This window comes from Stenotrophomonas sp. 169, from assembly GCF_014621775.1.
Classification (GTDB): domain Bacteria; phylum Pseudomonadota; class Gammaproteobacteria; order Xanthomonadales; family Xanthomonadaceae; genus Stenotrophomonas.
On the sequence record NZ_CP061204.1, the window covers coordinates 2,403,089 to 2,417,041 of the forward strand.

The following is a 13,953-nucleotide window of genomic DNA, read 5'->3' on the forward strand; positions in this document are numbered from 1 at the left end:
TGTGCAGAGCGTACCCGACCCATCGCGCGAACGGCGCGTCACAGATCGAAGACCTTGCCGGGGTTCAGCCGCCCTTGCGGATCAAACGCGCGCTTGACCGCTTTCATCAGTGCGATCTCGGCCGGCCCGCGCGTGCTGTCCAGGTACTTCTTCTTGACCAGCCCGATACCGTGTTCGGCGGAGATACTGCCGTCGAAACGCGCAAGCACCTGCGCCAGCAACGTGGTGACGTGCTCGCACTGCTGCACGAATTCCGCGTCGCTGGTGCCTTCCGGCTTGAGCACGTTGATGTGCAGGTTGCCATCGCCGATGTGGCCGAACCACACCACCTCGAACTGCGGGTACGCCTCCCCGATCAGCGCCTGTGTTTCCGCAAGGAAAGCAGGCATCGCCGAGATGCGCACCGATACATCGTTCTTGTAGGGCGTGTAACGCGCCACCGCCTCGGTGATGCCCTCGCGCAAGCGCCACAGCTGCGCCGCCTGCGCGTCGCTGGCACTGACCACGCCATCACTGACCCAGCCATTGCCCATGCAATCCTCGAACGCAGCCATCGCGGCGGCTTCCTGCGCCTCGTCGCCAGCGGCGAACTCGGTCACCACGTAGAACGGATGCACCTCGGCAAAGGGAGCTTGGGCACCATGTGCCAGCACGTGCCGGAGTGCCTTGTCGGTGAAGAATTCAAACGCCTGCAGCTGCAGCCGCGCGCGGAACGCGGAGAACACCTGCATCAGCACGTCGAAGCTGGGCACCGCCAGCAGCATCACGTTGCTCGCCGGTGGCGGGTCGGTCAGCTTGACGGTCGCCTCGACGATCACGCCAAGCGTGCCTTCCGAGCCGATCAGCAGCTGGCGGAAGTCGTAGCCGCTGGAGTTCTTGATCAGACCTTTGTTGAGTTCCAGCAGATCACCCTGCGCGGTCACTACCTTCAGCCCGGCGATCCACTCACGCGTGTTGCCGTAGCGGATCACCCGGATGCCGCCGGCATTGGTGGCGATGTTGCCGCCGATCGAACACGAACCGCGTGCAGCGAAATCCACCGGATAGATCAGCCCGTGCTCCAGCGCCGCGTTGTGCAGCGCCTCCAGCGGCATGCCCGCCTGCACCACCAGCGTGCGATCCACCGCATCGTAGTGCAGCGCCGCGTTCATCCGTTCCAGGCTCAGCACCAACTCGCCGTTGGCGGCGACCGCACCACCCGACAGCCCGGTGCGACCGCCGGATGGCACCACCGCGACGCCTTCGGCCGCACTCCAGCGCATCACCGCCTGCACCTCCTCGACACTGCCCGGCAAGGCAATGGCCAGCGGCGCCGGCGTCCAGCGCCGTGTCCAGTCGCGGCCGTAATGCTCCAGGTCGGCAGCATCGGTCTTCAACCGCAGTCCGGGAACGGCCTGCAGCAGGGAAGCAAGGCGGGAATCGGTCATGTCAGTCCAGCGCGGCGCACGAATAGCACGCAAGCGTGCCAGCGGTCGCGTCCAGCGTCCAGCCCCGCTGGAGCTATCGATTGGCTACGGATGCAACCATTTCCGCAGCGCACCATCGCCTTCGCCATCTGGCATAGTGGACAGCCCTTGCCCCACTGGCCGTGCCGTCCCATGTCGCCGAAGAAGACCTCCTACCCCAAGCAGGATATCCGCGTGCTGTTGCTGGAGGGGGTTAGCCAGACCGCCGTGGATGTGTTCACCGCGGCCGGTTACAGCCAGATCGAACTGCATTCCAAGGCGCTGCCCGAGGCCGAGCTGAAGGCCCGCATCGCCGAAGCGCACATTGTCGGCATCCGCTCACGCAGCCAGTTGTCGGCCGACGTACTGGCCGAGGCCAAGCGGGTGATCGCGGTGGGCTGTTTCTGCATCGGCACCAACCAGGTCGACCTGGACGCCGCCGAGCTGGCCGGCATCCCGGTGTTCAACGCGCCCTACTCCAATACCCGCAGCGTGGCCGAACTGGTGATTGCCGAGGCGATCATGCTGACCCGCGGCATCCCGCAGAAGAACGCCGAGTGCCATCGCGGTGGCTGGTCGAAGTCGGCCGCCGGCAGCCACGAAGTCCGCGGCAAGACGCTGGGCATCATCGGCTATGGTCATATCGGCACCCAGGTCGGCGTGCTGGCCGAATCCCTTGGCCTGCAGGTGATCTTCCATGACGTGGAAGCCAAGCTGGCGCTGGGCAACGCGCGTGCCGCCGCCAGCCTGGATGACCTGCTGGCGCGTTCGGACATCATCACCCTGCACGTGCCGGAAACCGCTGCTACGCAGTGGATGATCGGCGCGACCGAGCTGGCGAAGATGCGCCGCGGCGCGCACGTCATCAATGCCGCGCGCGGCACCATCGTGGACATCGACGCGCTGGACGCAGCACTGCAATCCGGCCATATCGGCGGCGCCGCACTGGATGTGTTCCCGGTGGAGCCCAAGGGCAACGGCGATGCCTTCGAAAGCCCGTTGACCGCGCACGACAACGTGATCCTGACCCCGCACGTGGGCGGCAGCACGCTGGAAGCCCAGGACAACATCGGCATCGAAGTGGCCGCCAAGCTGGTGCGTTACAGCGACAACGGCAGCACGCTGTCGGCGGTGAACTTCCCGGAAGTGACCCTGCCCGAGCACCACGGCAGCCTGCGCCTGCTGCACATCCATCGCAACGTGCCCGGCGTGCTGTCCAAGGTCAACGAGATCTTCTCGCGCCACAACGTGAACATCGACGGGCAGTTCCTGCGCACCGACGCCAAGGTCGGCTACGTGGTGATCGACATCACCGCCAGCGTCGAACAAGCCGCCGCCGTCCGCGACGAACTCGCCGCGATCACCGGTACCCTGCGCACCCGCGTGCTGTACTGATAAAAAAGGGGACGGAGGGGATTAAGTCGTTATCGGCCCGCTGCACGCGGCGGATAACGACTTAATCCCCTCCGTCCCCTTTTTCGGCCTACCGCCAGCGCTGGGCCATGCGCTGCAGTGAGGGGTCGGCTTCGGGGTCCGCAGCGATCTGTGCGATGTCGCGCCAGGCCAGTTCCAGTGACTCTTCGCTGACGACGAAGGCTTCTGAAGTGCCGGCACGCACCACGAAACGCACGTCGTAATGCCAGTGCCCCGGCACGTCGGTACGCGCGGGTATCCAGTGCTTGTCCAGATCGAAGATCGCGGGGTGCTCCAATCGGAGCCCGTCCAGGCCGGACTCTTCTTCCGCTTCGTTCAGTGCCACACGCGCCAGGTCGCGATCGCCATCCGCATGCCCGCCCAACTGCAGCCAACGCGCCAGTTTGCGGTGATGCGTCAGCAGCACGCGTCGCCCGTCGGCGCTCACCAGCCACGCGCTGCCGGTGAAGTGGCCGGAGAGACGCTCGCGCAGGAAGGGATTGAGGGGATCGTCCAGAAGTGTGCTGAATTCGTCAGCGAGCCCGGCTTGATCAGGTACTCGGAGCGCATGATCCCGCAACAATTGACGAAGCTGATCGTCAAGCGCGGCAACGGTTGTAGTTGTTTCCGACATGTCCTATGCGTGTTCAGCAAACCAATCGGCCATTATCGCCACAAAATGTTGCACATGCGGCTTGTGCATCACCTTCAGCTTTGGCTAAGGTACAGCGAGCCATTCGCATGGCCTTCATTCACCACACGCGTCGACGGCCATGTATCGCCGACTGCTCCACGATGACTTAGGGAAGTACCGCATGCTGAAAGCTCTGTTGAGGGTCAAACCGGTTGAGCCAGCCGGACACGTAGACGCTGGCGAACCCATCGAAGGCAGCCTGGACGGCGAAGCCACCCTGAAACGGACGCTCACGGCAAAACACCTGATCCTGCTCGGCATTGGTGCCGTGATCGGTGCGGGCATCTTCGTACTCACCGGACAGGCAGCCGCCAATCATGCCGGCCCCGCGATCATGCTGTCCTTCGTGCTGGCGGGCCTGGCCTGCGCACTGGCGGGCCTGTGCTACGCAGAGTTCGCCGCGATGATGCCGGTGTCCGGCAGCGCGTACTCCTACTCCTATGCCACCCTCGGCGAAGGCATGGCCTGGTTCATCGGCTGGTGCCTGGTGCTGGAATACCTGTTCGCCTCGGCCTCGGTCGCGGTCGGCTGGTCGGCCTATCTGATCAGCTTCATCACCACCACGCTCAACATGCCGTTCCCGGATGCGCTGAGCGCAGCGCCGATCGCGTGGACCGGCCAGGAGTTCATTGCCTCGGGCAAGCTGTTCAACCTGCCGGCCGTGCTGATCGTGGCGGCCGTCTCCGGGCTGTTGTACGTGGGCATCACCCAGTCGGCCTTCGTCAACGCGATCATCGTGGCGATCAAGGTCACCGTCATCTGCCTGTTCATCGGCTTTGGCGCGACGCACATCGATCCGGCGAACTGGACGCCCTTCATCCCCGAGAACACCGGCGTGAGCGGCGAGTTCGGCTGGAGCGGCGTGTTCCGCGCCGCCACCATCGTGTTCTTCGCCTACATCGGTTTCGATGCGGTCTCCACCGCGGCGGGCGAAACCAAGGACCCCCAGCGCAACATGCCGATCGGCCTGCTGGGCTCGCTGGCGGTGTGCACCATCGTCTACATCATCGTCTGCGCCGTGCTGACAGGCATGATGCCGTACCAACTGCTCGGCACCGACAAGCCGGTTGCCACCGCGCTGGAGCCGTATGCCAGCTTGAGCTGGTTGAAGACCGCCGTGGAGATCGGCGCCATTGCCGGCCTGTCGTCGGTGGTGCTGGTGATGATGATGGGCCAGACCCGCATCGCGTACACCATTTCCCGCGACGGTCTGCTGCCGAAGTTCTTCGGCAAGATCCACCCGCGTTTCCACACCCCGTACTGGGCCACGATCGTGGTGGGCGTGCTGGCCGCCGCGCTGGCCGGCATGGTGCCGCTGAACGTGCTGGGTGAACTGGTGTCGATGGGGACCCTGCTGGCCTTCGCCACGGTGTGCGTGGGCGTGCTGGTGCTGCGTTATACCCGCCCGGAACTGGAGCGTCCGTTCCGCGTGCCGCTGGTCTGGGTCATCTGCCCGCTCGGTGCGGCGATGTGCCTGTTCCTGTTCTGGCAGGCCTTCGTGGTGCATTGGCATCTGTTCCTCGGCTGGACCTTCCTGGGCCTGCTGATCTACTTCGGCTACGGCATGCGTAACAGCAAGCTCGCCAAGTCACCCTGATGCATCGACGGGCCGGCTCCTTTGCCGGCCCGTTCGGTATCATGCCGCACCCTTTGCAGGCCCTTCGGCCTGCCCGCACCGAAAGACCATCACACCATGCTCAAGCAACTGTGGGCCACCAAGCATCCGCACGCCGCCCATGAAGACGCCAACGGTCTCAGTCTGACCCGTACCCTGGGGCCATGGGGACTGACGGCGCTGGGCATCGGTGCGGTGATCGGCGGTGGCATCTTCGTCATCACCGGCCAGGCCGCCGCCAACCACGCCGGGCCGGCGATCATGCTGTCCTTCGTGCTGGCCGCCATCTGCTGCGGCTTCTGTGCACTGGCCTACGCCGAGTTCGCCGCGATGGTGCCGGTATCCGGCAGTGCCTACAGCTACACCTACGCGACCTTCGGCGAGCTGGCGGCCTGGTTCATCGGCTGGATGCTGGTGCTGGAATACGGCGTATCCGCGTCGGCCGTCGCGGTCAGCTGGACCGGCTACTTCCTCAGTCTGCTGAGCCACTTCGACGTCCACCTGCCTGCCGCGCTGGTCAGCGCACCGCTGGATGGGCAGCTGCGCCCGACCGGTGCCATCGCCAACGTGCCTGCCGCGCTGCTGGTGCTGGCGCTGACATGGCTGTGCTACCACGGCATCCGCAAGTCGTCGGCGATGAACATGGCGATGGTGATCCTGAAGACGGGCCTGATCGTGCTGGTCATCGCCGTGGGCTGGAAGTACGTCGACACCGCCAACTGGCATCCCTTCATCCCGGAAAACACCGGTCCCGGCCAGTTCGGCATGGAAGGTGTGCTGCGCGGCGCGGCGATGGTGTTCTTCGCCTACATCGGCTTTGAAGCGGTGTCCGTGGCGGCGCAGGAATCGCATCGTCCGCAGCGCGACATGCCGATCGGCATGATGCTCTCACTGGTGATCTGCACGGTGCTGTACATCGCCATGGCCGCGGTGATGACCGGCCTGGTGCCGTATCAGCTGCTGGGTACCGATGAGCCGGTGGTCACCGCCGTAGCCGCCCACCCGACGCTCGGCTGGTTGCGCGTCGTCGTGGAAATCGGCGCCCTGGTGGGCCTGTCGTCGGTGGTGCTGGTGATGATCATCGGCCAGCCGCGCATCTTCATGATCATGGGCCGCGACGGCCTGCTGCCGCCGTTGTTCACCAAGATCCATCCGAAGTACCGCACCCCGCACATCAACACCGTGATCACCGGCATCGGCATTGCGCTGCTGGCGGCGCTGTTCCCGCTGGACGTGCTGGGTGAGCTGACCTCGATGGGCACCCTGATCGCCTTCGCGGCGGTGTGCGCCGGCGTGCTGGTGCTGCGCCACACCCAGCCGGACCTGCCGCGGCCCTTCCGCATCCGCGCCGCGTGGCTGGTGTGCAGTCTGGGCGTGCTGAGCTGCCTGGCGCTGCTGTCGGCCATGACGTTCCATAACTGGATGCTGATGGGCGTGTGGACGGCGGTGGGCTTTGCGATCTACTTCGGCTACGGCTACCGCCACAGCCGCCTGCGCGGGAAGTAATCAGGGTATCGCCGAGCGGTGTCGGTAGCGCCGAGCCATGCTCGGCGAGCGCAGCGGCCAAGGCCTGAAGCGGACGGCCAGCGGCCGTCACTACCGAGGCAGGCACAGCCCCCAACGTGGTCGGCGGGACCGGATAGAATGTGGGCCATGAACGCGCCCACTTTCCCCTACGACACCCAGCGCCTGAGTGAACTGGCGCAGCTGCTGATCGACAACATCCGCGAGCTGGCCCAGGCCGGCTGGACGCCGGCGACCAGCAGCAACTTCTCCCATCGGCTGGACGACCACCATGCCGCGATCACGGTCTCCGGCCGCGACAAGGGCCGGCTGATCGAAGACGACATCATGGTCGTCGACTTCGACGGCAAGGCCGTCGGCCGCCCGCTGCGCCCGTCCGCGGAAACCCTGCTGCATACCCAGCTGTATCGCCGCTTTCCGGAAGTGGGCTGCGTGCTGCATACGCATTCGCCGGTGCAGACGATCGCCTCGCGCCTGTATGCACCGCAGGGCCACATCCGCCTGGAAGGCTATGAGCTGCTGAAGGCCTTCGCCGGCAACAGCACGCATGAAATGGCCATCGACGTGCCGGTGTTCGCCAATACCCAGGACATGGACGTGCTGTCGGCACAGGTCGATGCCCTGCTGGACACGCAGTGCCTGTGGGGCTACCTGATCGATGGCCACGGCCTGTACGCATGGGGCCGCGACATGGCCGAAGCGCGGCGCCATCTGGAAGCCTTCGAGTTCCTGTTCCACTGCGAGCTGGAACTGCGCCGCCTGCGCAACTGACACGCCGTGGGTGCCGGGTCAGATGCCGGATTGGAATCTGACCCCCGCCCGCCGCGCTGCTACCCTGTCTTCCCCCACCTTGTTCGAGCTGCCGCCATGAGCCGACTGCGCATCTACAACGACACTGCCCCCGACACGCCGCTGCTGGATACCCAGGACGGTGCGCAGATTGCCGCCGAACTGCAGAAGATCGGCGTGACCTTCGAGCGCTGGACCGCCAGCCAGCCCGTCGCCCCCGGCGCCAGCCAGGACGAGGTGTTTGCCGCCTACCGCAGCGACATCGATCGGCTGGTCGCCGAGCGCGGCTTCAAGAGCGTGGACGTGGCCTCGATCGCGCCGGACAATCCGAACCGCGCCGAGCTGCGGAAGAAATTCCTCGACGAACACTTCCACAAGGAGGACGAAGTGCGTTTCTTCGTCGCCGGCTCCGGGCTGTTCACCCTGCACGTGGACGAGAAGGTCTACGAGATCGAGTGCGTCAAGAACGACCTGATCGCCGTGCCGGACAGTGTCAATCACTGGTTCGACATGGGCGATGAGCCGAGCTTCGTGGCGATCCGCTTCTTCACCGAAGCCGATGGCTGGGTCGGGCATTTCACCGGCACCGACATCGCGCAGAAGTTCCCCCGCTACGTGCCTACCCAGGACTGAATCGCCATGCAGCCCCGCGTCATCCTCACCGATATCGAAGGCACCACCAGCAGCATCTCCTTCGTCAAGAACGTGCTGTTCCCGTATGCGCGCAAGGCGCTGCCCGGTTTCATCGCGACCCACGGCAACGAACCGGACGTGCGGCGGTGGCTGGACGCCGTAGCGACCGAAATCGGCGGTGCCTGCCAGGACAGCCTGGTGGCGGAAACGCTGCAGGGCTGGATCGACCAGGACCGCAAGCACACCGCGCTGAAAGCGCTGCAGGGCAAGATCTGGGAAACCGGCTACCGCAATGGCGATTACAAGGCGCACTTCTATCCGGAAGTGGCCGCCGTACTGAAGGGCTGGCATGCCGCGGGATTGCCGCTGTATGTGTATTCGTCCGGATCGGTGCCGGCGCAGAAGCAGTTCTTCGGTTTCAGCGACGCCGGTGACCTGACCGCCCTGGTATCGGGCTGGTTCGACACGGAAATCGGTGGCAAGCGCGAGGCGGAAAGCTACCGCCGCATTGTCGATGCGATCGGCGTACCGGCCGGCGAGATCCTGTTCCTGTCCGATGTGGTGGAAGAGCTCGATGCCGCGCGCGACGCTGGATTGCAGACGCGGCTGTTGGATCGGTTGGACGACTACCCGCTGCCACGCAGCGGTGAAGCGACGCACGGCCACGAGCGCGTGGAGAATTTCCAGCAAATCGCGTTCTGACGGTCTCGCCGCTGCGCTCGCCGAGCACGGCTCGGCGCTACCACACCCGATAAACCGGTGACGGCGGCATTCCCGATATCGCGGCAACGGCGGCATTCCCGTTATCCCGGCAACGGCGGCATTCCCGATATCGCGGCAACGGCGCCACCCGCGATATCCCGGTAGCGCCGAGCCATGCTCGGCGGGGGCCTTCCCACGAAGATCCGCCGAGCACGGCTCGGCGCTACCGCACTGCGTGTACCCTGAGAATATCGCCGAGCGTCTGCACGCGCAGCGCCGCGCGCAGCGTCGCGGCGTCACGGTCAGATCGTGCGCGCAGCACACGGCGCTCCCCCGGCAGCAGGTCCAGCAGGTTGTCTTCCAGCACCACCTCGTGCAGTCCGAAGTCGATCCACGCCGCACGCACCAGACCCCGCGCCTGCAGCACCACCTCAAGCTGATCGCCCTCGCCCTGCAGGCTCGCCTTCACCTGGTCGGCCTGCAGCGCCTGATCGCGCGCTTCGACGAAGCTGACCACCTGCCGCGACACTACCCGCTCGTCCTGCAGCAGCTCGACCACGGCAATCGTGCGCGCAGGGTCCTCCACCCCCAGCAGTCGGGCATCCCCCAGCCGCCCGACCTCGGTCGCAGAACCGGGCGCGAGCACGACGGCCTGTTGCCTACGGCTTATCTCACGACCGTCCAAGGCCATTACCCGCAGCCGCCAGTCGACCCGCTGCGGTGTGGGCGTATCGTTCAACAGGCTGATCCGGGTCACGCCGTCATCGCGCAACGCCGCCACCGCAAGGTCGGCGAAGAAGCGCCGCGCCTGGAAATGCAGCGCCTTCCAGTGGCCGTCATGGTCCAGGCCGGACCACGAAGCGCCCGGCCACACATCGTTGAGCTGCCAGTAAAGCGAGCCCATCGTGTAGGGGCGCGATGCGCGATGGTGCAGCGCGGCCAATTGGATGCCCTCCGCCTGCATCACTTGGCCGAGATACAGGAACGCGGCGAAATCCCGCGGTTCACCGTAGCTCAGGCGGATGTAGTGCAACAGCCGTTCGTTGCCCTGCCCGGCCATGAACTTCTGATGCGCCTGGATCACCGGGCTGTCGATACGCTGTTCCGCGCGCGGCGCAATGCGGTCGACCATCGCCTGCGACGGCCATGACTGCAGGCCGTATTCGGACATGAACCGGGGTGTCTCGCGCAGGTACGCCGTCACCGGCAGCGCCGGATTACCCCATACCTGCCAGTAGTGCTTGTCGCCCCGCGTGGAGTCGTTGGCCTTCGTGTCCAGATCGTTGCTCGGCGAGCTGGACCAGTACGGCACCCCCAGCGCTTCCTCAGCCACGACCCGGCGCAGGTCGTTGCCGAACAGATCGACATAGCCCTGCCACACCTTGGCGGCGAACACAGGATCGGCCTTCGCCAGATCGCGGCCATGCCCCCAATCCTTCCAGGCCGTCTCTTCTTCGTTGTTGCCACACCACAACACGATGCTGGGGTGGTGACGCAGGCGGCGGACGTTGTCGCGCGCTTCCGCTACCACGCTCTGACGGAACGCCGGATCGTAGCCCGGCTGCATGCCGCCACCGAACATGAAGTCCTGCCAGACCAGCAGGCCGAGCTCATCGGCGATGTCGAAGAAGGCGTCGTCCTCGTAATAGCCACCGCCCCAGTTGCGCAGCATGTTCATGTTGGCGTCGCGCGCTGCGGTCAGGATCGTGCGCAGACGCGACGTGTCCACCCGCGCAGGGAACGCGTCGAACGGAATGACGTTGGCCCCCTTGGCGAATATCTCGCGTCCGTTGATCACGAAGGCAAAGCCTTGCCCACCGTCGGCATCGTCCTGCCGCCGCAGTTCAATGCTGCGCAGCCCGATGCGGCGTTCTGCGCGCAACGCGGGATCCTCATCGCGACCGAGTGACGCATGCACGGTATAGCGGTCCTGCGCGCCCTGGCCGGCCGGCCACCAGCGGCGGGGCTGGTCGATCTGCAGGGGCACGTCGATCTGCTGCTCGCCCGGCTGCAACAACGCGTTGTGCTGTGCACGCGCCACGATGCGGCCCTCCGGGTCACGCACGTCCACGTCGAGCAGCGCCGAGGCCGCCGCGCCTTCGTGCCGCACCGTAACCTGCGCGGTCAACAGTGCCGCATCCGCATCCAGCCGGTCCGTGCGCACGGCGAGGTCGTCGATACGGTGCGCGCCCCAGGTCTCCAGCCGGACCGGACGCCACACACCCGCCGTGACGTAACGCGGGCCCCAGTCCCAGCCGAAGTGATACGCCGGCTTGCGCACGAAGTTGCCCACCATCGCATCGCGCGGCTCGTCGCCATAGGGCGACGGATAATTGCCGGCGATCTTGTGCGGCATCGCCTGCACGCTCGGCAGCAGCGTGGTGATCGGCGAGCGGAACACGATGCGCAGCGTGTTGCCACGTGGCTGCAGCCGCCCCTCCACCCGTGCGATCCAGGTGCGATGCGCGTTGTCGGCACGCAGCAACGGCTGGCCGTTGAGTTCGACCTCGGCAAAGGTATCAAGCCCCTCGAATACCAGCTCGGCATGGGGGCGCGCCAGGGTTGCGGCCGCGACATCAAAGGTGGCGCGGTATTCCCAGTCGGCCAGGCCGATCCACTGCAGCGATGCTTCGGGTGCGCCGACATAGGGATCCGGGATCAGTGCATGGGCCAGCAGGTCGGTGTGTACGCTGCCGGGCACCTGCGCCGTTCGCCAGGCGCTGGCGCGGGGATGCGCCGACGCCTGCGCGTTGCCGGGCAGCAGGCGGAACTCCCACCGTGCGTCCAGGACCGCAGCGGGCGCCTGCGCTGGCATGAGCAGCAGCATCACGGCAATGGCCAAGCACCACGAGGTGATTCTGTTCTGCATGTCGATACCTGGAAGGTGGGCGGGCTTGCGCCGCCGGGTGGACATCCGCCGGGCATGGCCCGGCGTTACCGACAGCTCCGGTTTCAGGCCTTGGGCCGGACCACGTTCAGCACTTCGTAGCAGGCCCCCATGGTGTGGTAATCCACCTTGCCGGCCGGGCTCTTTTCGTCACTGTACTTGCGGTTGTCCGCGTCGAGGATGCGGAACCATGCGCCGTACTGGTGATCGACGAAATGTTCCCACGAATAGGCCCAAAGCCGGTCGTACCACGTCCAGTACTGCGCGTCACCGGTGCGTTGCGCCAGCACCGCGGCGGTGGCCAGCGTCTCGGCCTGCACCCAGAAATACTTGTCGTCGTCGCAGACGCTGCCATCGGGAGCGAAGCCGTAATACAGGCCACCGCGCTCGCGGTCCCAGCTGCGCTCCACCGCCACGTCGAACAGATGGCGTGCCAACGGCACCAGCCAGTCCGCTTGCACATGACGGTCCAGGATCAGCAGCAGCTTGGCCCACTCGGTCTGATGGCCCGGCTGGAAGCCCCACGGGCGGAACAGGTGCTTGGGATCATCCAGGTTGTACTTCCAGTCGACATTCCACTCGCTGTCGTAGTGTTCCCATACCAGGCCGTCGGCCTTGGCCGCCTGGCGGCGCGTCATGATGTCGGCCAACTGCAATGCACGATCCAGGTAGCGCTGTTCGCCACTGCTCTCGTACGCCGCCAGCATCGCTTCGCACATGTGCATGTTGGCGTTCTGGCCGCGGTAGCCACTGAAATTCCACTGCGCGTCGGCTTCATCGCGGTACAGCCCGTACGGCGCTTCGTAGAATCGCGTCTCCAGCAACTGCCAGGTTTCATCCATCCAGCCGCGCGCTTCTTCGATGCCGGCCTTCAGTGCGCAGCTGTAGGCCAGCAGCACGAACGCCACGCCGTAGCAATGGTTGGTATCGTCTTCCACCACACCATCGCGCAGCGTCCAGGCATAGCCGCCTGTCGCGGGATTGCGATGCACATCGCGCAGGTAACGCACGCCGTGGGTGACGCCTTCCAGGTAGGCGGCATCGCCGAACTCGCGGTAGGCCATCGCATAGTCGAAGACAAAGCGGGTGCTGCTGACCAGGTGCCGATGCCCTGCGTCGTAGACGCTGCCATCGTCACGGAAGTAGTGGAAGAAGCCGCCCTGCGGATCGATGCAGCGCGGATGGTAGAACGCCATCGTGTGGGCGATGTGGCCGCGCAGGAAGGCGGGCGAACGGAAGTCCGGGGTCTGCGTCATCAGTGGGTCTCCTCGGGTTGCTGCAACAAGGCATCGACTTCGGCGCGCGACGGCATGGCCGCGAACGCACCCTTGCGGGTCACCGCCAATGCCCCGACGGCAGCGCCGAAGCGCAGCACCGCGCGCATCGCCGTGGGATCAGCGCAGAACGCAGGCAGTCCGGCGGCATCCACGCCACGCTCTACCAGGGCGGTCAGCAGGCCACCGACGAACGCATCACCGGCGGCGGTACTGTCCACCGTCGGCACGCTGAAGCTTTCCACCTGGCCGCTGCTGTCACGGGCATGCCACTGCAGCGGCGCCGCTCCGTCAGTGACCACCACCCAACGTGCGTGCGCGCCCAGCAATCGCTGCAGCACCTGCTCGGCACCCTGGGCCCCCAGCGGGGCCGCGAGGTAGTCCAGTTCCTCGCGCGAGAGCTTGACCACGTCGGCCAGTTCCAGCGCCTGCCACAGCGTCGGCAGCGGGTCAGCGTCGGTCGGCCACAGCGCCGGGCGCAGGTTGAGGTCCAGGCTGACCAGCGCACCCGAAGCGCGCGCACGCTGCATGCCCTCGAACGTGGTCCGTGCGATCTCCGCCTCGGTCAGGCTGTTGGAACAGACATGGAAGCAGCTCGCCTGGTCGAAGCACCCTGCCTGGAAATCGGCGGCGCGGAACAACAGATCCGCAGCCGGCGGGCGGTAGAAGCTGAAACTGCGCTCACCGTGTGCATCCAGCGCCACGAAGGCCAGCGCGGTCTTCGCCGCGTCGGTGCGCGCAATGAAGTCGGTTCCCACGCCATGCTGCTGCAGGCTGTCGGCCAGGAAATCGCCGAACATGTCACGCCCCAGCATGCCGACGAACTGGGTGCCCACGCCAAGCCGGGCAGCGGCCACGGCGACGTTGGCCGGCGCGCCGCCGGCGTACTGCAGGAAGGCCCGCGGCTGCTCGGGCGATGCCGGAGGCTGCGCTAATAGATCGATCAAAATCTCGCCGAAGCAGACAATGTTGCCCAT

General features: G+C 65.9%; 11 protein-coding genes. 6 read left to right on the forward strand and 5 right to left on the reverse strand.

The features are described from left to right. Nucleotides 1–38 precede the first annotated feature (38 nt). Entirely contained in the window at nt 39–1,427 is a 1,389-nt protein-coding gene (locus tag ICJ04_RS10315) for an FAD-binding oxidoreductase (RefSeq protein WP_188324180.1), read from the reverse strand. A gap of 171 nt (nt 1,428–1,598) precedes the next feature. Here ICJ04_RS10315 and serA point away from each other — a divergent pair, with 171 nt between their 5' ends. Next, nucleotides 1,599–2,840, forward strand: coding sequence for a phosphoglycerate dehydrogenase (gene serA / locus ICJ04_RS10320; RefSeq protein WP_188324181.1), 1,242 nt, complete (start codon nt 1,599–1,601; stop codon nt 2,838–2,840). Nucleotides 2,841–2,928: 88 nt separating this feature from the next. On the opposite strand, the gene ICJ04_RS10325 is transcribed toward serA, so the two are convergent. Then, nucleotides 2,929–3,492, reverse strand: a complete 564-nt coding sequence (locus ICJ04_RS10325) for an NUDIX hydrolase (protein WP_188324182.1) — start codon at nt 3,490–3,492, stop codon at nt 2,929–2,931. Nucleotides 3,493–3,673: 181 nt separating this feature from the next. Here ICJ04_RS10325 and ICJ04_RS10330 point away from each other — a divergent pair, with 181 nt between their 5' ends. From ICJ04_RS10330 to mtnC, 5 genes are all read left to right on the forward strand, one after another. Next, on the forward strand, nt 3,674–5,149 hold the full coding sequence (locus ICJ04_RS10330; protein WP_188324183.1) for an amino acid permease: 1,476 nt from the start codon (nt 3,674–3,676) through the stop codon (nt 5,147–5,149). Between the two features lie 96 nt (nt 5,150–5,245). Further along, nucleotides 5,246–6,673, forward strand: coding sequence for an amino acid permease (locus ICJ04_RS10335; protein ID WP_188324184.1), 1,428 nt, complete (start codon nt 5,246–5,248; stop codon nt 6,671–6,673). A gap of 147 nt (nt 6,674–6,820) precedes the next feature. Then, complete coding sequence (locus ICJ04_RS10340; RefSeq protein ID WP_188324185.1) at nt 6,821–7,462, forward strand: methylthioribulose 1-phosphate dehydratase; 642 nt, start codon at nt 6,821–6,823, stop codon at nt 7,460–7,462. Between the two features lie 96 nt (nt 7,463–7,558). Continuing rightward, nucleotides 7,559–8,113 (forward strand): acireductone dioxygenase, encoded by a 555-nt coding sequence (locus ICJ04_RS10345; RefSeq protein WP_188324186.1) that lies wholly within the window; start codon nt 7,559–7,561, stop codon nt 8,111–8,113. Nucleotides 8,114–8,119: 6 nt separating this feature from the next. Beyond that, nucleotides 8,120–8,815 carry an acireductone synthase gene (gene mtnC / locus ICJ04_RS10350; protein WP_188324187.1) on the forward strand — a complete coding sequence of 232 codons (696 nt, stop codon included), beginning with the start codon at nt 8,120–8,122 and terminating at the stop codon, nt 8,813–8,815. Between the two features lie 223 nt (nt 8,816–9,038). Here mtnC and ICJ04_RS10355 read toward each other — a convergent pair whose 3' ends face one another. From ICJ04_RS10355 to ICJ04_RS10365, 3 genes are all read right to left on the reverse strand, one after another. Then, a complete protein-coding gene (locus ICJ04_RS10355) occupies nt 9,039–11,684 on the reverse strand; it encodes a glycoside hydrolase family 2 protein (RefSeq protein WP_188324188.1) in 2,646 nt (881 codons plus the stop codon). Between the two features lie 83 nt (nt 11,685–11,767). Continuing rightward, entirely contained in the window at nt 11,768–12,958 is a 1,191-nt protein-coding gene (locus tag ICJ04_RS10360) for an AGE family epimerase/isomerase (RefSeq protein WP_188324189.1), read from the reverse strand. After that, nucleotides 12,958–13,953 carry a carbohydrate kinase gene (locus ICJ04_RS10365; RefSeq protein ID WP_188324190.1) on the reverse strand — a complete coding sequence of 332 codons (996 nt, stop codon included), beginning with the start codon at nt 13,951–13,953 and terminating at the stop codon, nt 12,958–12,960. The genes ICJ04_RS10360 and ICJ04_RS10365 overlap by 1 nt, the downstream gene beginning before the upstream one ends.